The 20,564-nt window shown below is 42.3% G+C and carries 15 protein-coding genes; 2 read left to right on the top strand and 13 right to left on the bottom strand.

Features of this window, described 5'->3' with window-relative positions:
- Positions 1-4 precede the first annotated feature (4 nt).
- From FXV78_RS04125 to mgtA, 3 genes are all read right to left on the bottom strand, one after another.
- A complete protein-coding gene (locus FXV78_RS04125) occupies positions 5-649 on the bottom strand; it encodes a single-stranded DNA-binding protein (protein WP_004223735.1) in 645 nt (214 codons plus the stop codon).
- Positions 650-943: 294 nt separating this feature from the next.
- A complete protein-coding gene (locus FXV78_RS04120; RefSeq protein ID WP_004223734.1) occupies positions 944-1,123 on the bottom strand; it encodes a hypothetical protein in 180 nt (59 codons plus the stop codon).
- A gap of 12 nt (positions 1,124-1,135) precedes the next feature.
- Positions 1,136-3,901 (bottom strand): magnesium-translocating P-type ATPase, encoded by a 2,766-nt coding sequence (gene mgtA / locus FXV78_RS04115; protein ID WP_004223732.1) that lies wholly within the window; start codon positions 3,899-3,901, stop codon positions 1,136-1,138.
- Positions 3,902-3,971: 70 nt separating this feature from the next.
- Here mgtA and FXV78_RS04110 point away from each other — a divergent pair, with 70 nt between their 5' ends.
- Positions 3,972-4,601, top strand: coding sequence for an ABC transporter permease subunit (locus FXV78_RS04110; RefSeq protein WP_004842206.1), 630 nt, complete (start codon positions 3,972-3,974; stop codon positions 4,599-4,601).
- Positions 4,602-4,881: 280 nt separating this feature from the next.
- On the top strand, positions 4,882-5,940 hold the full coding sequence (locus tag FXV78_RS04105) for a radical SAM protein (RefSeq protein ID WP_004842208.1): 1,059 nt from the start codon (positions 4,882-4,884) through the stop codon (positions 5,938-5,940).
- 182 nt (positions 5,941-6,122) lie between these two features.
- On the opposite strand, the gene FXV78_RS04095 is transcribed toward FXV78_RS04105, so the two are convergent.
- The 10 genes from FXV78_RS04095 to FXV78_RS04040 form a co-directional block, all read right to left on the bottom strand.
- A complete protein-coding gene (locus FXV78_RS04095) occupies positions 6,123-6,809 on the bottom strand; it encodes a hypothetical protein (RefSeq protein WP_004223695.1) in 687 nt (228 codons plus the stop codon).
- A gap of 13 nt (positions 6,810-6,822) precedes the next feature.
- Positions 6,823-7,392, bottom strand: coding sequence for a sigma-70 family RNA polymerase sigma factor (locus tag FXV78_RS04090; RefSeq protein WP_004223694.1), 570 nt, complete (start codon positions 7,390-7,392; stop codon positions 6,823-6,825).
- 14 nt (positions 7,393-7,406) lie between these two features.
- The gene (locus FXV78_RS04085; RefSeq protein ID WP_004223692.1) at positions 7,407-7,817 is read right to left on the bottom strand and encodes a zinc-finger-containing protein; all 411 of its coding nucleotides are present in this window, start codon (positions 7,815-7,817) and stop codon (positions 7,407-7,409) included.
- An 869-nt stretch (positions 7,818-8,686) separates the two neighbouring features.
- Complete coding sequence (locus tag FXV78_RS04070; protein ID WP_004223687.1) at positions 8,687-12,670, bottom strand: VaFE repeat-containing surface-anchored protein; 3,984 nt, start codon at positions 12,668-12,670, stop codon at positions 8,687-8,689.
- Between the two features lie 54 nt (positions 12,671-12,724).
- On the bottom strand, positions 12,725-15,907 hold the full coding sequence (locus FXV78_RS04065; protein ID WP_004842212.1) for a TraG/VirB4 family ATPase: 3,183 nt from the start codon (positions 15,905-15,907) through the stop codon (positions 12,725-12,727).
- Positions 15,904-16,527, bottom strand: coding sequence for a DUF5038 domain-containing protein (locus FXV78_RS04060; RefSeq protein WP_004223661.1), 624 nt, complete (start codon positions 16,525-16,527; stop codon positions 15,904-15,906). The genes FXV78_RS04065 and FXV78_RS04060 overlap by 4 nt, the downstream gene beginning before the upstream one ends.
- A gap of 11 nt (positions 16,528-16,538) precedes the next feature.
- Positions 16,539-18,362 carry a lysozyme family protein gene (locus tag FXV78_RS04055; protein WP_004223658.1) on the bottom strand — a complete coding sequence of 608 codons (1,824 nt, stop codon included), beginning with the start codon at positions 18,360-18,362 and terminating at the stop codon, positions 16,539-16,541.
- 2 nt (positions 18,363-18,364) lie between these two features.
- Complete coding sequence (locus FXV78_RS04050) at positions 18,365-19,288, bottom strand: hypothetical protein (RefSeq protein ID WP_039959579.1); 924 nt, start codon at positions 19,286-19,288, stop codon at positions 18,365-18,367.
- A gap of 13 nt (positions 19,289-19,301) precedes the next feature.
- Complete coding sequence (locus FXV78_RS04045; protein ID WP_004223652.1) at positions 19,302-20,012, bottom strand: conjugal transfer protein TrbL family protein; 711 nt, start codon at positions 20,010-20,012, stop codon at positions 19,302-19,304.
- Positions 20,013-20,036: 24 nt separating this feature from the next.
- Entirely contained in the window at positions 20,037-20,417 is a 381-nt protein-coding gene (locus FXV78_RS04040; protein ID WP_005340361.1) for a hypothetical protein, read from the bottom strand.
- Positions 20,418-20,564 lie beyond the last annotated feature (147 nt).

Raw genomic sequence — 20,564 nt, 5'->3', positions numbered from 1 at the left:
TAATTTACGGGAATGGAAGCTGCTGTGGTGGTGTATTTTCCGGAATATTGGTAAATCCATCACCAGATACATTGCCAGCCGTAAATCCCTGTGGTGCATAAGCCGATCCCCCTGCCGGAGCATAAGACATCTGTTGTGCGGCCTGTGGCATCATATTGTTATTGGCTGGCATTGCGCCAGTAGGCACGGTACCGGAAGGATTCATTCCCATTGCCGGGTTTCCATTATAAGTAGCACCGTTTGCTGGTACTGGTGGAACATTCGGATTTCCGACCATTGGATTCCCCGGTACAGGTGTTGCTGCATTGGTATCATTACGATTCGCAGGTAAGAACTGCCAGTCCTTTACCATAATTTGCGGCGTGATAGCTGCTTGACCTGCATTATTGCCTTTCTGGTGAATATACGGATGGAGTTCTAAATCTCCGTAGACCATGAGACACGTTGATTTTTTGACACCGGCTTTTATCAGTCGATCTGCAAGAAACTTGTTGCAGTAACACTGATAGAAGATGGGTTCTTCCTTTCCGTTTTGACCTCTCTGGTTGGTAGCAAGCCCCAGACTGATGTATTCAGTTCCGGAGTTCTTTGCTTGTTGCATAACCGGATCGGCAGTTACCCTTCCTGTTACAATGATAATAGATGACATAAAAATTCTCCTTTCTGCCCTTTGGGCGATAAAATAGTGATAAATAAAAAAAGTGCCATTATAGCACCGTATAAAACGGCATTATAATGACACGATTTTCCAACTTAAACTGCATGTGTACTGGAGATAGTATCCAGACACCCTATAAAGGGATAACACAAAACTTAAATACAATATTATAGTAACACAAGATATAGCGAAGGTCAATAATAAAAATACAGTATGTTGTGTTGCGCTGAAAGAAAATACATGAGGGGAGACTCCACGAAAATTTGTGTATCTCCCCTGCTTCTTTTATGCGTCTTTTTTATTAGGACAGTTTTTGGTGTCTGTTTTCGGCTTCATAGACCAAAATAGGACGTTCATAAGAATTACAATTAGTAATACAGCAGCTAAAGCCACCCAGAATCCTATGTTCAGACCAAGCCATTCCGTAGTTCCAAAAAGTGTCATCCAAAGTTCTTTCCAGTTCATTGTTGCACCTCCTTAAAGCAATTCGCCAAAATGACGGACATAAGCCTTTTTCAAGCTTGTTGCCAAAGCCATATACAATAAGATACACGGAAGCAGATATGCAAAGTATGCTGCTGGCAGTGCCACAAACCCAAGGAGCTTTCCAAATATCGTAAATGGTATGACGGTTAGAATCGTAATCCCTGTCATTGTAAGCAATGTCACAGGAGCAGATGCCCGGCTCTGGATAAATGGGAGCTTCGGTGTACGGATCATGTGGATCACTAATGTCTGGCTCCACATAGATTCTACAAACCAGCCAGCCTGGAACATTCCGATATACTGTGTCTGCATAGCCGTCAGCTCTGCTCCACTAAAATGAGCCGGCAGGTCATTGAACAGGATACCCTTGGATACAAAGAACGGGCAGAATACAAAGTACATGAAAATGTAAGTGGTAAAGTCAAAGATGGAGCTGGTTGGTCCGATCCAGATCATAAAACTGCCTACACTGGAGGCATCCCATTTCCGTGGTTTGGCAATAAATTCTTCATCTACATTGTCCCATGGGATTGCCGTACAGGACAGGTCGTAGATCAGGTTCAGGAAAATCAAATGTACACTTTCCATTGGCAGGAATGGCAAAAGAGCCGATGCAGCCAGTACGGAAAACATATTTCCAAAATTGGAAGAAGCCGTCATTTTGATGTATTTGATCATATTGGCATAGGTTTTCCGACCTTCAATGATGCCCTGCTCCAAAACCATCAGATCTTTTTCTAAAAGAATGATGTCTGCCGATTCTTTCGCCACGTCTACCGCTGTATCTACGGAGATTCCGATGTCCGCAGATTTCATGGCAGCAGCATCATTGATTCCATCACCCATAAATCCAACGGTATGACCATTCTCACGAAGAACAGAAACAATACGGGCTTTCTGCTCCGGTGTCAGTTTCGCAAATACATCGGTGGTTTCTGCCGCCCTGGCAAGTTCCGCATCATTCATGTGTTCCAGATCAGAACCCAGGAGCATATTGCGGACCTTCAGCCCGACCTGTTTACAGATGGTCCGGGTTACTTTTTCATTATCGCCTGTAAGGATTTTGGTAAGAACCCCATGGTTTTTCAATGCCTGGATAGCATCGGCAGTAGATTCTTTCGGTGGATCTAAAAATGCCAGATAACCAATCAGCACCATATCGCATTCATCTTTGACACCAAAAGCTCCCACTGGAGATGGGTTGCTCTTTTGGGCGATAGCCAAAACACGAAAGCCTTTTTCATTTAATCCATCTACAGTTTTCAAAATCCGGCTGCGCACTTCATCACGCAGAGGTTGTACATGCCCGTCACATTCTGCAAAGCTACAGATTGAAAGCATCTCTTCCACAGCACCTTTTGTTACCATCTGTGTCTTTCCGTTTTTATCCTGTACCACAGTGGATAAACGGCGGCGTTTAAAGTCAAAGGGAATCTCATCCACCTTGACGTAGGTTTCTGACAGGTCAATCAGACGCTTATCTGCCGCCTCCATCTCCTCTGTTTTATGGATAATAGCCAGATCCATGAGATTTTTATATCCTGTCTGAAAGTAACTGTTCAGATAGGCATGACGAAGGACTCTGGTATCATCTTCTCCATTTACATTTAGATGATATTCCAATACCACCTTGTCCTGTGTCAGTGTCCCTGTCTTGTCTGTGCAGAGGATATCCATAGCACCAAAATTCTGAATGGAATTGAGGTTTTTTACAATGGTTTGCTTTTTACTCATGGAAACAGCGCCTTTTGCAAGGCAGGTGGTTACAATCATCGGAAGCATTTCCGGTGTGAGTCCTACTGCAATGGAAATCCCAAACAGGAACGCCTCCAGCCAATCCCCCTTTGTAATGCCATTCACAAAGAATACCAGCGGAACCATAACCAGCATAAAACGGATCAGTACCCATGACACAGCATTGACACCTTTCGTAAAACTGGTTTCCACAGCTTCTCCGGCAACAGCAGCGGCCATAGAGCCAAATAGCGTATGATCACCGACACAGATAACGACAGCCGTTGCACTTCCGGAGATTACATTGCTGCCCATAAATGCAATATTGGTGTAATCCGTTACACTGTCCTTATGTGGGCTTACATGAGGGAGCTTTTCAACCGGCTCACTTTCTCCGGTAAGGCTTGCCTGGCTGACAAATAGATCTTTTGCATCCAGGATACGGACATCTGCCGGAATCATGTCCCCAGCAGATAAATGGACAATATCACCTACCACCAGGTCATCCATGGGTATCTCTGTTTTTTCCTGTCCTATGCGGGTGACGGTACAGGTGGTTGTGATCATTGCAAGCAGCTTTTCCGCCGCATTTCCGCTGCGGGATTCCTGCACAAAGCGAAGGGTACCGGAAATAAATACCATAGTTAAAATGATAACGACTGTCAAAAAATCAAAGTCCTCTGGTACGCTTCCAAAGAGTGAAAAATACGGGAAAATCATATCCGTAATCGTGGAAACAAAAGCAAGGCAAAATAAAATAGCAGTAAAAGGGTTGATAAATGCACCCGCCACACGTTTTGCTAGGGATTTCTTTTTTTCGTGGGTGACTTTGTTCGTACCGTATTTGGAACGGTTTACGGATACGGTATCTGCTTCTAACCCCCTAAGTGTGGTATGAAAGATTTTTAAAACCGCTTTTACCGGGTTGGTTGCTGCAGATTGGATGCGACGGTTCTGTTCGTCACGGATGACTGCCTTTTCTACAGTCTGGCGAACAGCCATACGATTTTCTTTTTTGTTCATTGGTCTTACCTCCTTGAATTTTTGTAGGGGCAAGGAAGATTCTATTGGTTGGATTTGCTACATAGACGACATGAATAATGTAAAAGCTGCAGAAATCGCAAGATTTGCATTATCAATTAATTTTTTTTCTTGGATTGGATTAATTGTCTATATTACGACAATGGTATCTGCAGAATTTCATCAAGGAACAATAAGAGCTTCTGTCGTATATGGGATAAATCGAACCAAATTATTTTTAAGTAAATTACTGGTGATAAATGTTTACTTTTTTATTCTCTATTATATTGTGGAAACTGCATTAGGCTTAGGATTAGCATGGAAGTATGGTTTTCATTATAAAGGTGAGGAATTTTTGATTTTTATCGGAATGGTTACCTTAAATATGATAGCTATGATTGGAATGGAAGCTGTGGCGGTTTTGATTACGGTTTTAGTAAAGAATACAGGAATTGTGGCAGCTTTATCATGTGTATATTTCTTTGCAGGTGCGATTACTTATCCTATGGTATATGAGAATTTTCAAAATCAATCAGTGCTTCTTAAAGCATTTTGTGTTATGAACCCGACCACTTATATGTATAATATTTGTGGATATCGGATGACAAATGGGATTGTTGTTGGAACTATTATGTATGGTATGGGTGCGTGCCTGGTGGGGATAGTTTTAATGCATTTTGCATTGAAACGTCAAGAACTTTAATTTGTGTTTCAAGTAGCTCTTACTACTTTGAAATAAATAAATATTTTACAGGAGGATATTGCAATGAAGTGGATTAACAAAGCATCAGAGGACAAAAGTACAAGAATCTGCTGGGTTTACAATGATAAAGGTTGTGGATCTAAAAAGGCTACATGTGTAATTCGTTACTAAAGATATTTGTAGTCAGTAAAGGAAAATGTGCTCAGCAATATGCTGGGCACATTTTCCTTATTGCAAAGAACACTGTGAAAACAAGAGATTAAGAAAAGAGGATATAATAATGAAATTATCAAGATACAATATAGAGAAAAAAGAAGATAAAAGTTGTTTGATTTATAATACGGTCACATCTGCAATACTGGAATTAGATACTGATTATGAAAAAACATATTATGAAATGAAAGAAGGGAAAAAATGTTCAAAGCCTGATTTAGAGTCAGCATTATTAGAGGGTGGTATGCTAGTTGAAGATGATAAAGATGAATTTGCAGAATTGCTTATAAGAAATAAAATAGAAAGGTTTGCGGATTCAAATCTTACATTAACTATTGCCCCAACTATGGCATGTAATTTTTGTTGTCCCTATTGCTATGAAAAAGGGAGAGAATATATTACTATGTCTGAGGCTGTTCAGGATCAATTAACATCGCAGCTCAAAGAAAAATATCAGCATATACATGAATTAACGGTATCTTGGTATGGAGGGGAGCCATTATTGGCAATTGAAACTATTGAAAAATTAACCAAAAAGATAAAGTCTGTTTTGCCACTTGGTTGCAAATATAATGCTGATATGGTCACAAATGGTTATAAATTGACTAGAAGAGTAGCTGAAAAATTAAAAGACATGGACATCCACTATATTCAAGTTACTTTAGATGGTTCAAAACAAGCCCATGATAGTAGAAGGATTCTCCATAATCATCAGCCTACCTTTGAATATATATTGGACAATATAAGAGAATGTGCGGATATTTTGAATATTTCGATAAGAATTAATGTTGACAAGACAAATATAAACGAAGCAACAGAAATATTTGATTGGCTAGAAAGATATGGTTTAAAAGGTAGAGTTGGCTATTATTTAGCACCAGTAGATGATATTAATGGAGTATGTAATAATCATATATGTATGGAACGACCACAGTACGCAAAAGAAGAGATTGCGTTTTATAAAGAAGGGATTAAGAGAGGCTTTATGTACCAAGGTGTTAAGCCGAGCAATTATGGTGTATGTGGAGCAATTAGCTTAAATTCATTTGTGATAGGTCCAGATGGAGCGTTGTATAAATGTTGGAATGATATTGGATATAGTGAACGAAGTAGTCATGCATCTTGATGGTATGCAGCAGACTCACAATTCGTATGACAGTTCCGACACCGATGCAAAGACTCATAAGGAGAAATATCTGGTCGTCTGTTACAAATCCGTAAATACATCCAAATAGGACACAGAAAAAGCCGATTGCCCCATGGACAATCAGCTTATTAAGAAATGGTTTTGGCATAATTTGCTCCTTCCTATAATTTTTCAAATGCAATCTGTTTATTGAGGTACAAATTACTGATAGCTTCCAGTACAGGATAACCGGCATGGGTGAATTGGATATCCTGTGCCAGGGTACGGAATGTTGCATCCGAGGTTTCATAGAGCTGCGTCAAAAGTTGCTCTGTATTTTGTGGATGGATGCCCTGTTCTACACAGGTTACAAGCTCTGCCGTAGAAATCTGTACTTTTTTTGCTATTTGGAGTACCGTGTCCTCTATAGCAGTCCGTGCCGGCTTTTTTAGATAATGGATCAGTTCCTTTGTGTGCAGTTTTTTCTTCATGCAGAGATAGATGCAGGTAAAAAGCCGTACTGAAAAACTGTCCTGCAATGGGCTGATATAAAGTTCTCCTAAGAGGCGGTACAGGGCATCCACACCAGTTAAACCATCCCCTTTTACAACCAGTCCTCGAAGCAGCAGCCGATTCAGGTAGGGTTCAATGGGAATATTTTCCGAACGGTGATGTTTTTTCAAACGTTCCGAAAAGGCAGACTGCAATTCATGGATCTGTCGGATTTGAAATGCGAGGCTGCTCCACAGAAAGAATTCTTCTTCTGTCAGTCCGTATTCCTGCCGGTTATTGATAACTGTCGGTGTTTTATGTTCCTTTATGGAATCCTGGAATCGTAGGATTCCGACTGCAGTATAAAGTGTCAGCATAATCGTTCTCCCTTCAAGATAAAAGAGTATATAATTTGGTATCCTGCTGTAAGTATTTCCGGGCTTTGCTTTGCCATGCCCGGACATGATTCATTGGGACACCATAATGTTTGGAAATTTCTTGGTTGGTATATCCTTTTTGCTGCAGGAGCAGGGCATGTATTCCTTTTCTTAGTGTATTGCAGCTTCCCGCTTCTAAGGACTGCAGGTGCTTATAAATGGGTTCCTGGTTCATACATTGTTCCTGCCACAGTTCTGTTTTTTGGTCTACAAGCAGGGGTTCCATGTCAAATTCAGAAGATGCATACATGGAACAGGTGTATTTTCGTTCTTTTTGCAGTTTTCTCCAATAACTGTAAATGGCATTTCGTATGGCAACTCTGGCGTAAACTGCAAAGGGACGGGTGTTGTCATAGTTCATGGCGGCTTTGCATAAAGCTAAGTTTCCGGCTTGCAGAAGGTCTTGCTGCTCATCGTATGAGACATAAGCACAACGGGTAGTCAATTTTTTTACCATTTCAGGTACCAAATACAAGTACTCCTCTGTCAATCGGCGTTCATCATCTGTCATCGGGATGATCATACATATCCCCCCTTTCAACCAATGGCCCTGAGAGGGATATGGTTATTCTCCAGAATCTTCATGGATTCCAGAATTAGTTGATCACACATATAAGTGCTAAATTCTCCGATGTGTGCTTCCTTGGCAGTCAGACAGAATTTATCAGCAATCCAGCGATAAGCCTCCGATTTCGTAAAGATGTGGTTTAGCCATATCTGGTCAAACACCCGGTGTGCTTGGATCCTTTTTTGCCGAAGTTCTTTGTTTGCCAGTTTTCCTTTGGCATTGGTAGTGCCAGGATGAACTCCTACATAAGAATTACACTGTGGGAAGTGACTGCACACATAGAGTTTTCCATCTTTCGCTTTATTTCCATATACATAGGACGCATCCCTTAAAATTGCGATGCTGCCGCAGTACGGGCAGCGGATTTGTTTCTGTTTCATAAAGATTCACCTCGCTTACGTGTTTTATACGTATATTGTAAGAAAGCAGGTGATGAATTCCCATAGGATGGGCATAGAAACTACTCCCAGATTCGGACTAAATGGCACAAAATGGCAGAAAATCTAAGAATAGAACAGTGCCTTGATAAGCGGGAAGAAACCGCTGTCTGTAAAACGTGAGTAATTTACTGGTGTAAAGATGAACCCTTCACAGAAAATCCGGATAACATAAACAAAAATCAGAGCTATACATAGCCAATACAGATTTCTGGTGCGTCTGCTCCAGGGCTTTCTAGGACGAAACTTCAGGTACAGGATCAAAAGTGCAGGAATAAAAATAAAGTTCGTAAATATTGTATCGATTCCTTGAATCATAGCAGTGAAATTCAACATAAAATCGCCTCCTTTCTTATCCTGTACGCAGAAAGTGCCAAAAGTGCAACCTTTTACCAGTGATAATGGGATGATTCCTGATGCCGCAGTAAAGCAAAACAAGGACATGGCTTATCGGTCAATGCTTCTTTTGCAAAGTAGAGTCCATATAAGGACTGAAACTGTTCCAGTGTTATGGCGGACAGACATTCCGTTGGTTCCGGTATGCGGGAGAAGAGCATACGGGCATCTGCCATGGGCAGGACACAAGGACTGCCGTTTTCATCTGGATGATATAAGAAGTGTGGGCCATTACAATAACCTGGGGTTTTACAGGAAACGCAGCGAACATAAATACAGGAATGCCAATTTCCATCACAAATATCTAAAAAATGCCGGATGTGTTTGGCATCGGCATTACAACGGGATTGTTCCATATTCATCACCTTTATAACAGGCAGCCGTAATAAGCTGCCTGTGAGCATATCTATTGATAGTTACTTATCTTTTTTCCGCTTACGGATATATAAGATACCAAATCCGGCAGCAAAGAGGAGTGCGGCACCTGCCAGTAAAAGATAAGGAAGAATGGTTGTTTCATCTCCGGTCTTGACTGGTTTGGAAGGTTCAGGTGTGTCTTTTGGAACTTCCGTAAGTTTTATCGTCTGTCCTTTATCGTCCAGATCCTCATGGGAAGCAATTTCAAGTGCTGTTTCTCCTTCAAGGGAAAAAAGTTTTTCAAAAACGACTACATCATGTCCAGCCAATGTGCTTCCATCAAAAGTGAAGATGACTTCGACAGAACTATTGGAATCCTTTGGTGTAAATTCTGTTTCTGCCGTGACAGGTTTTCCATCAATCAAAACTTCCTTTTGGGTTGTTTTGTCCATCAGCGTGCCGACCAGTTTGTATGGAGTATCCGGAATCAGATTTTTGTAGGATACGGTGTCAATGATAGTTACTTCTTTCGTAGCAACGGCTTCCTGATCCCCATCCGCTTTGTCCTTCGCAGTAGTTCCAATTCCCGGGAAGTAGATAGACTGTTCATGGTCTTCTATATCGGCGTGAACAGCAATCTCTTTTTCCTGATACGTTAAAGACTCAAAGACAACAATTGTTTTGCCGGACAGGATGCTGCCATCAAATGTAAAGGTAAGTTCAATACTGCCAGAGGCATCTTCAGGAGTAAAGGTCGTAGTGGCAGTAATCGGTTTACCATCTGCCTGAAGAGGTTCTTTTGTCTCTTTGTCCATCAAGGTACCGGTAAGTGCATACTCCTTTCCTGGAATTAGGTTACTATATTTAACCGTATCAACAATAGTAATCTCTTTATCGGTTTTGGCAAAATGATCTCCGTCTGCTCTGTCTTTTGCAGTAGTAGCGATTTCTGGGAAGTAGATGGTCTGCCCATTATCTTCAAGATCTGCGTGTGTTGCAAATTCTTTGCCATCATAAGTAGCAGATTCAAAAACAACTACGGTTTTTCCGGCAAGGGAAGTCCCATCAAAAGAAAAAATCACATCTACCGTTCCAGAGGATTCTTTAGGAGTAAATGTGGTTTCGGCAGTAACCTCTTTCTTATCTATTTCGACAGGCTTTCCGGATTCTTTATCCATAAGGGTTCCAGTCATAACATATTCTTCGCCGGGCAGAAGATTTTTGTAAGCTACCGTATCTACAAGGGTAACTTCTTTATCTGCCTGGGAAAGATTCATATCTGTTTCCTTATCTTTTGCAGTGGTCCCGATTTCTGGGAAATAGATAGTCTGATCCTGATCTGTAATGTCCGCATGAACAGCCAGTTTTAAATCCTCCTGGTACAGTTCCTCAAATACTACGATTGTTTTGCCCTTCAGAGAAGAGGCATTGAACGTAAAGGTCACTTTTGCAGAACCAGAAGATTTTTTTGGTTTGAAGGTGGTTTCTGCTGTGACAGGTTTTCCATCTATTTCAATTGGCTTTCCGGATTCCTGATCCATCAGTGTGCCGATGAGCTTATAAGACTGTCCCTTCTTTAAGCCTTCGTATTCTACGGTATCAACTAGAGTGATTTTTTCTTCTGGTTTGGCAAAGTGGGAGTTGCTGTCTTTGTCAAGGGCAGTAGTTCCAATGGTAATCTGATCATCCGTTAAAGTTCCCATATCCACGACTACGTGATTTTTGTATACAGAGACCTCAATTTTTAAGAGGTTCATACCTTCATTGGAATCGCAGCGTTGTTCTTCCAAAATATAGGTATCATAAATCAGGGCTCCTTTGGCATCATCAGGTTTAGAAGAGCCAAACCAGATTCCGTCTTCAGAAGTTTCCCCACGATTGGTATTTGTAGTGTGCTTATTCCATTCTGAGGAAGTACTGGCATAGCCATTTTTGTCTGTTACAATGGTATGACTTTCTCCTGTAGTTTTGGAGGTAATGGAAAATGGGACATTTGCCAGCCGGTTTAAATCTCCGTCAGAGACCTTTACGAATTCTAAATCGCCACGGATTACCTGATTGGAAATCGCTGTTTCTTTTGCAGTTAAATCCAAAATTTTCCCATTTTCTGTGATAGGAAACTCCTGAGAGAGTTTTCCCTCGTTCAAATAACCTTCCGGTGCTTTTGTCTCATCAACCCGGTAATGTCCATAAGGGAGCGTATCTTTTTTGGTGGAAGCAAGCCCCTTTTCATCTGTCTTCAAAGTGAGAACTACTTGATCTTTTTCGTAAAGGGTTCCATCCACAAGAACAGGATTTGGACCAAGATTGGTGATTGTAAATTCTGCATCCTTTAAAGAAGCATTTCCCTGTGGTTTGGCTTCTCCTGTTTCCAGATCCCGTTTTTGGATTTTGACACCGCCACGGATAATCTGGTTAGAAACAGAAGTCTCTTCTGTTGTTAAATCTACGATTTCTCCATTTTGGGTGATGTCGAATTCAAGAGCCTTTGCACCATCGGTTAGGTATCCGGAAGGCGCTTTGGTTTCTTCAATCCGGTAATGTCCAAGGGGCAGGGCATCAGCGGCACTTGCAGCAATACCATGTACATCCGATTTGATCGTAAGCACTGCCTGACCATTTTCATAGAGCTTTCCACCTACCCATACCGGCTGTTTGTTCAGAGTGGTAATGGTAAATTCGGCATCTGCAAGCGATGCGGTTCCTTGTGCTTGTGTTCCCTGAGTTTCCAGATCCCGCTTCTGAATTTTGACGCCGCCTCGGAAGACCTGTTCTTCGACAGAAGAAGCGTTATAAATAGAGATAGTTTCTTCCGTACCGGTACTGGTGATTTGCTGCACGAAAACAGATTCGTTTGGAAGATAGCCGGCAGGGGCTTTGGTTTCCTGTACGGTTACTGTACCCAGTGGGAAGCAGACGGTCTTTCCATTACTGGCATAGAAAAATTCATCCCCGGATACCAAATAATCTTTTGTAAAATGGATTTCTCCAGAGGCATCTGTTTTCAATATCCAGGTGCGAACCGGTTTCTTACCATTTGCTCCGGGATCGGTAGCTGACTGCTCTGTATAGAATTTTATTGTAAATTCGGCATTGGCGAGAGAGCCGGTTCCCTGTGCTGAATTTTGCTGGGTGTCAGCATCCAGCTTTTTAAGGAGCAGTTTTACGGGATTATTTTGAGGAATATCCTTTACTTTTACGGTAGATGTTCCTTCTGCTTTTACCGTAACATTATGGGCGGAAGTATCTATAGCAAACCCTTCTGGGGCACTGATTTCTTTAACGGTGTAACTTCCTTCAGCCAGTTCTTTGGATTTTGCATATCCTTTTTTATCGGTAACAAGAGTTTCTACCAGTTCTTCCCCTTTGTAGATTCCGTATTTGGCTCCTTCTAAAGAGTAATTGCTATTTTTATCGGAAATATCGGTATTGGCAGAGGATTTCTGCAGTTCGATAAAGCCGTTTGGAACCTGATACCAGCTTCCTGCAAAAGTTTGGGAAGCATCGCCAGGAACGATAAAAGCACGGAAGGATTCTGGTGGGGCAGGAAGCCCTTCAATGGCGTTGGCAACTTCCAATGCTTTGTCAATATAATTTTGAGGTGCACCATGAAAGGCGCCGGAGTCCCCATTATTTCCTGCATGGATATAGGAAACGACCAGATGACCAATGACATAAGAATTGTCATCGGACCATCCTTGGAAATATTGATCTTTTATTACCTTTTCATAACCATATCCACCGTTTAAGTAGTAAAGAGCTTTTCTGAGTGGGGAATTTTTTCCCAAAAGGTTATAAGGATACTTTCCGGAAGCCGGTGTTTTCTTTAATGGTTCTACGCAATAAGCCGTGTTATTGCCATCAAAGCTCATGCGGGAAGTATAATAGTCCCCGTATGGAATTTTGGCTCCTGCCTTATAATCAATGGTTCCATCTGCAGCATAAGCGGTATGGGCATTGAAAAAGAGTGTGCTAAGAAACATCGTGACACAAAGAAAAAGGGCGGTTAGCCGGATATGAGGTTGTTTTGCTGGTTTTAACATAAATCTCCTCCTTTGTTAAAAAGAAAAGCAGCCATATTCGGGCTGCAGGTAACATTAACCGACTTTTTTATCCTGGCGTTTCAAGATTTCCAGGAGTTCCTGTCGGTCTGTGGTAATCAATTCTTTTTCCAGGTTGGAAGCTTTAAATTCCACAGTGATATTATTGTTGTTTGTTGAAATCAGTCCGTTTCCACGTTGGAAATGGGTGATATTCATAACTTCGGTTTCGGAAAGACGAAGAATGGTTTTTACACGTTGTGCCTCTTCATCTTCCATGTTAAGAATAATTTTGGTTTTACAGTTATTGATAATGCCTTTTCCATATTTTCCGTCATCAAGAGCAAAAAAGTCATTGAGGTCCTGGGTTGCAAAAATACCGGCACCAGAGTATGCCCGGATGATCTTGGCAATCTCCAAAACGAATTCAGCGGCCAGGCGGTTACTGGAGGCACCGATGAGTTGCCATACTTCATCTACGAAAATGGCTTTTTCTTCGGTACGATTTTCTTTGGCTTTATCCCATACATAGTCCAGAGCAACAAACATCCCTACCGTTAAGAGATCACTGGAGCCAGTCAGCTCTGAAATGTCCAAAACGGTATATTTATTGGTCAGATCTACATTGGTCTGCTGGTTAAAAGAGGAAGCAGAGCCATGGACAAGACGGTTCAGGATGTGAGCCAGTCGTTTGGTATCTTCAGTTTCCATCAAAACATCATATACATCTCCAAGAATTGGCATCGCTTTATAATGATCCGGGTGTTTGGGATCAATGAGGGATTCATTCTTATGGGTAATTCCCTTTCTTGCATAGGTTTTAATCAGTGCTTCGTCCAAAAGCTGTTTTTCCTCATGGTTCATATCTGGAATGAGCAGAGAAAAGAAAACATGTAGACGTTGAATCTTACTGGCTAAGGCAGATGCGTCTAAAGTTGGACCGTCCAGCAGCTCATTGACAGAGTTATCTACTTTTCGGATTTCCATGACATTGATGCAGTTTTGGCTGGCAGGAGAAATCTGGATAAAGGTTCCCCCTACATTGCGGGCAGCCCGATAAAACTCATGACCTTTTAACGGTGCGATGATAAATACCTGGATTCCTTTACGTCGCATACGAAGTGCCATAGTCTGCATGGTAAAGGTTTTTCCAGATCCGGAAGTGCCAAGAATCGCAATATTGGAGTTTTTATATTGTTTGGAGTCAAAAATATCAGCAATCACTAAAGAGTTGTTATGCTTATTTACTCCAAACAGGATACCGTTGTCATCGCAAATGCTGTAGCTGACGAAAGGATAGCAACTGGCAGCTCCGGTGGTTAAGACATTTCGTTTTGAGAGTTCATAGAGCTTCTTATCCAGGTTTACAAGAGGAAGGGAAGATAAAAATCCCTGTTCTTGCAGGAAGTAACAAGACCGCAGATCCATATCCTGTGAGATGAGAAGTTTTTTCATCTCCTGAATCCGCCATTGCAGTTCTTCCAGATCACCTGCCGTAATCGTAATCAAAAGATTCATGTAATAGAAATCTTCATTATTAGCAAGTCCCTGTTTGAGGAAATAGCCGGAACGGATGGCAGAATCCAGATCATCAAAATCCGCATTGGTATCAGAGGCATCTTTGATCTTTGAACGGTTGATCCGGATTTGCTGTCCAAGACGTTGCTGGATCTTATCTTTGGGCTGTTTATGCAGAAAAAAGTCAATGTCAATTCCTTCGCCAGCATTGATAAGCAGGGATAGCCAGCCTGGCATTACTTTTGCTTTGTAACCATCGCACGGCACCAGCAGGTAAGAATGGTAGATGCCATTTACCAGCACATAGTTGCTGTGCTTAAAGTCCAAAGACTCTGGTGCAATGAATTCATTGATATGGATGTTATCCACTTCCTGCTCACGGCCAGATTCCATATAGCGGGTAAGTACCTGGTTAATCCGTTTTGGCAAAGGTGTTTCGGTACATTTGGTACGGTTCAGTAAAGTGTAGAGTACATCGGTTGTAAACTCATCTTCATTGTCATGAACCAGCACATCGTTGCCGCATTGATATAGAAAGGTTTTTGCGGTCTGTGCAGCAGTTTCCAAAGCTGCCAGGATTTCCTTTTCCTCCACCTTTCGATTCACATTGAAAGGTTCGTATTCAAAGATTAGGAAAAAACGTCTGGAAACCGCTTCTCTGGAACTTAACTGCCGGACAAATTGGATATAGTCTTTTTGTAACTGCCGGCAGTTAGGATCTGATTCCCGTTCCATTTCCAAACGGGACTGTTCCAGATGTTTGTTGATATCCGCTTTTTTGGAGATCATCTTAATCTGCAGTTTCACAGGACTGATTTTTAGGTAGGAGATGAAGCTGAAGATGATCCCTTGTTGTTCCCTAGCACTGCGTAAGAGGAAATTGATTGGTTCAATCTCCAGGATTTTTACATAACGATGGTCTGTCGTGTAGATAACGCCATTGGCAATTTTATCAATAGGAAGATAATCTTCTAAGGTGATTTCTTTTCGTTTTTTCTTTTTGCTTTTCCCGGAAGCAGCAGATGACTGGTTGGAAGCTTTATTCGCAGTTCTTTCTTTTTTTCGCTCCTCCAAAAGTTGCTGCTTTATCTGCTGTTTTTCAAGTTTTGCCTGCCTTTTCGCACTTTTACGTGCAGCGTTTTGTTCTTTTTTTAATTGTCGGGACTCAAATTTAAGAATCCGGATGTCTTCACGAGCCTGTTTGCGTATTCCACGTTTTGTAGAAGTATCAAACTGCCGGCGTTCTTTTTTTTTAACAGCAGGGGATTCTTTTGTCTTCTCTTCAGAAGACATCTGAGAGCAGTTCTCTTCAGAAGAAGCTTCTGCAGGTTGCTTTGGATGACGTTTTCGTTTTCTGGTTTTGGGTTCTTTGTTGCGGGGTTTTTTAATCCGGTACTTTTTTTTCGGTTCCGGATGCACATCCATACGGTAAATAACCCGGCGGTTTTTCAGAAAACGCAAAGCGTTCATTAAAAATGCAGTAATGCTTTCCCCACCGATTCCAATTAAAGAAATCATAGCAGCAGGCAGAGCAGTCATACAGAGAATAATAATCCTGACAGTCAGTGTCAGAGGCAGATTGATAACAGGAATGGTGATCAGGATTGCCAGGACACCGCCTTCGATGGCATTACGGATTTTAAACATTCCGCCCATAAAGGTCCCTTTTTCTATAAAATTGCGTGGGATGAAGACAGGATGTTGTTCTTCAGTATTGTTCATGGCTGCACCTCCTTTGGTTCTTCCATGGAAGGAGCTTCCGGAACTTCTGTGACAGGGGCAGCTTTTTCCGAATTCACGGAGGTATCGTCATAACCGCCTTCTTGCAACTGTTCAACTTCCTCTGTTGTGATGGAAGGAAGTTTGTCATCTGTCGGACGTTCATAGATGATTTCTTTTCCAGAATCAGGGGTACGTTCCTCACCGAAAAAGAATCTTCCAGTAGAGGAAGTGTAGTACACAGGAAGAACAGACTTATCCGGAAACTGGAACGAAAAATTAATATCAGAAGCATTGGGATAGGTAGTATCATCAGCAAGGAAACGGATGGAAGTTAGAGACATCTGTTTTACGTTTTTAAGATAGGAGGTCAGTTCTTCCTGAAAAAGTTTCACCTGTTCCTTGGAGAAAAAGTCTTCCAAAGCTTCAAAATCCTGAAAGCTTATGGATTCGTTATTTTCTGTTTGTTCTGTCTCGGCATTTTCACTGTCATCGTGCTGAGTATTTTCTGTTTCGGATTTTTTGTTTCCTTTTTGGGATTTCCAGATGGAGGGAAAGACAAATCCGATGATAATTAAAAAGGCCATCATAAAGATAGCCAGAATTGCTTTTTTTCTGTTCATAAGTGTCTCCTTTATTTTTTAGCGAAGATCCAATAGGCATTTGCGGTTGCATGCACTTCCGTCATCATATCGAATTCACGGTTGATGTAGTTTTTGGAGGAACTGTCATTGGGATCATTGACTAATACTTTACCTCCAGCCGTTACACCACGAAGGACAATAAAATGTCCGCCACTGGTAAAAAGCCCAGCTCTTTGGGAACTGATGACCGGATGACCTTCAGATAAAGCCTGAAGTACCTGGTTGGGATCACTGGTCTGTGTGACAGCCCCACACCCAAAATGATCGGACGCTGCCTGGAAATAAGACCAGTAAGTGCCGACTCCTGGTTTGTAATAGGAATTTCCGCACCAGGATATTGCATCAATAGGTGTAATGGTAGTGCCTGTAAGATAACTGGCAATCATAGCAAAGCTTGTCGGACCGCATCCGCTGCTGGCGATGGAACCACCGCCATAGGGGATATTTCCATAGTCTGTCTGGAGATAGTGTGGAATTTGCATGCCGTTTGCGGGATAGCTGCCGCCACTGGCAGTAATTTGGTAATACCGAAGGACATGCTCCACATATTCTTTATCACCATACCGGTCATAAGGCCAGCTTGGTCTTGCACACATCATATCAGAGTAGGCAATCGCATTTTCTTTGGTATATCCACCGTCACGCTCCATTGCCCAGTCAATGTATGCAGAACCGTAGTTGTAACCCTGAAGAGCCAGTTTAATCCGGTCTAAGTCCGTAGGTCCGGTACAGCCGGCTTTGTCGAGGGCATATTTTAATTCCTGAATACCACATTCAATGGAGTATTCAGGATCTGTAATCCCATTTGGCACATGGGGATAGCGGGTATTAAATCCACCTTCCGCTGCTTGCATAACATCCAGCCCTCGTCCGCCAGATTCCTGCATCATGACTGCCAGAATTAAATCCACATAATCACTCATACCATATTTCGCAGCGGCTCTTTCTACAGCAGGGCGGTAGGACAATACCTCATCACTAAGATTGATAGCAGCTACTATGCCGGAAGAAGCAGTTCCAAAGAAAGCAGTCAGATTTTCTGCATAGTTTTTGGCAAGTTCTTTCTGCTTGTCTGTAAGATGGAATACATGGTCTGCAAAATAGGAATCCCCAGCATAAACAACGGTATAGGTGTGTTTCGTAAAAGTAACCGTCTGTGTTTGTGCCTGTCCCTGTTCTGTGCCGGCTTCTCCTTCTGCACCGCCATCAACGGTAACTTCCATGGTAACTGTTTCGGTTGCTACATCATAAGAAAAAAGTCCTTCTTTGTTTTCACGGATGAGTTTCTTTAATTGGTTTAGGTTGATGTTTTTATAGTCATCCTGGCTGGCACAAAATTGTGAAATCAGCAGATTGGCATTGACGGAGATGCTGTATGTATAGGGATCATTGATGGATGCAGTATCTCCTTGTGGAAGACGGGAAATTGCTGCATGGATCTCTGCCAGAATGTCTTCATGGCTTTCTTCTAACACTTCAACGATGGCATCACGGGAAGCACGGATGTTTTCACTGATCATAGAGTTGCTGTTTAGCACATCGCTTTGTTCGGTCAGACTTCCAAAGATCAGACCAGGGAGCATCACAATAAATAAAACCGGAAGCAGCAGTATGGCGAGAATAACAAGGAGAATTTTAGCGAACTGATTCCGGTTGGCTATGACTGCGCCAATCGCTGCTGAAAAAGGCCCGCCAAGGGCTGCACCATATCCTGCTTTGGAGAAAGTGGCTGCTGTTTTTAAGGACTTTAGATGAGAAATGGTACTGGAGCCTACATCCATTGCTTCGTCAAGTCCAGAGCGTTCTGTATCCATCACTAAATCCGATCCTTTCTTGGAGGAGTAGGGGGAAGCTTTTGGACAATGGATTCGTTGTAGGCTATCTTTCCATCGCCAGCATCATAAGGAATTTTGGATACCGTATTTTCAGCATACTGTTTGTACCAGGTAGCTCCGTCTACAGATTGAACAGTTTCATAGGTTCCCTGGGTAGGAGCCGTATATTGATCGGCATGGTACATAGCAAATTCCCGGCTGTCCCCATTGGAACCGGACTCAACTCCTGTTATCCTGCCGCCGCCAATCTCAACATTGGTATAGGAATGATCCGTTTTATCTTCATTTTGAATTCCCATGTAGGATTGAAATGCAGAAACAGCTCCATCACCTTTGATCGAGCCAACTTGACCATAGTTTCCTTGAGCAATATTGCTGATAACGTTATTGGCAAAATCTCCGCCCTTTTCAAGGGAAGACTGATAGAGTGCATTTCCGATACTTGGTCCTTTGGTATATCCGGTGGCTGCATTTACCGCAGAACGCTCTGTCTGCCTTCCAACGGCTCCGGCTAATCCTCCGGAAAGGAAAGAACTTTGTACTGCAGCACTTCCGGGAGAGGAAGAATGGGAACTACTATGGCTTCCACCTCCATGCCCTCGAAAGGAACTTGCAAGACCTCTTCCGGCGATTAAAAGTTCAGCCATCATATTTCCACCAGTATTTCCAACATTGACCCCCAGACTTGCCATAAAGCTGTCAATCTTTTGAGAAACCTTCAAAAAAGCAATGGCACACAGAAACCAGATAAAGACATTACCGGTGACCGTTTCTTTTCCCTGTGCATCCACAGCTTGCTGTACCTCTGCTTCTGTAAGTTCAGCGGCAAAGACCGGCATGGAAGTTACAAGAATCAGACAAGAAATCAATAGCAGGCTGCAGAGCAGTGTTTTCTTATATTTCATAATCTCCTCCTTCCTAGAGTGATAAAGGGTTTGCAAGGAATGTTCCGACCATGGAAGTAAACAGCCGCAAACACCAGGCGTTCATTAAAAGCAAAAAGAACTGTCCGCCGAGCATACGGCACCAGCTCTTAAAAACATTTCCGGTAGCTTGGGAAGCACCCGTGGAAAACGCAACAGGTGCGGTGTAGACCAGAACTCCAAGTAGTATGTAACGTTCCGCAGCTTCAAAAAGCAGCTTGATGTAATTCCAGGCAAGGATCAGTACCAGTATGAGGGCAACAATGGCAACAGCACCGTTGGCACATACCCCCAGGATTACTGTGATCACAGAATTGAATTTGGCAAATTCCAGCGGTGGAAGATCTTCAGTCAGAATCCAGCTATACGGGGTTCCTGCAATATTCAATAGAAGATCCACGATGTCCTTGGCATAGAATGTCAGGAAAAGGAACATAAAAGTCCGCAGTGATAATTTGATTGGATCTTCAGCGTCAATCCCTGTCCCCATAAAATAATTCTTAAAAAGCTGCCAAACCCAGTTTAAAAGGATGAGTCCGATAGCCAGTGCCAGAAAAATCTGGTACATTGTTTCCGCTGCTGGAAAATACCGGAGAAAAGTATCCATGGAACATCCCAGTGCACCCAGAACAGAAGTAGTAATCAAATCCAGAATGTTCATGACCTGTTCGGCAATCCATTCTACAATTCCGTCAAGTATTCCCATGACAGAGCCACCTCCTTATCTGCATTATCCATTCCACTGACCGCCGGCAAAGAACGGAGTGATGTAAGCCATGATAAATCCCAGACCATTGAGAATCGCCCATGTAATGATGATTCGTTTGAGCCATGCCCTGGATTCATCCACGGTTTTTCCGGATTTGGAAAAATTCATCAAAAGCAAAGCAACCGATGCAGTTACAACAGCCGCAATGGTGGAAATCAGGATAATCTGGTTATATACGTCTTTCATGATTTCTGAAGCTTTGTCCCAGATGGTAGCAGCCATAACTGGTTGTACATTACAGGCAATCAGAGTGAAGACAAGGAAGGCAGTATAGAGATATTTTCCATAGTTCCGATGATGTTTCATGCCCGGTGGGGCTTCTTTGTGTACATGGTTTTTCAAGTAAATGAACCTCCTTCATAAAAAGAGGGCAAAGTGAGATCTTTCACTTTGCCCTGGCTTATAGTTTTCCTGCCTCATAAAAGCTTCAGTCCGGTCAATACGGAGGAACGCTTATTCCATATTTAGTTGTGATACTCCTTTCCATGC

Source organism: Mediterraneibacter gnavus ATCC 29149 (assembly GCF_008121495.1).
Classification (GTDB): domain Bacteria; phylum Bacillota; class Clostridia; order Lachnospirales; family Lachnospiraceae; genus Mediterraneibacter; species Mediterraneibacter gnavus.
This window is presented reverse-complemented; position numbering and strand designations above follow the sequence as displayed.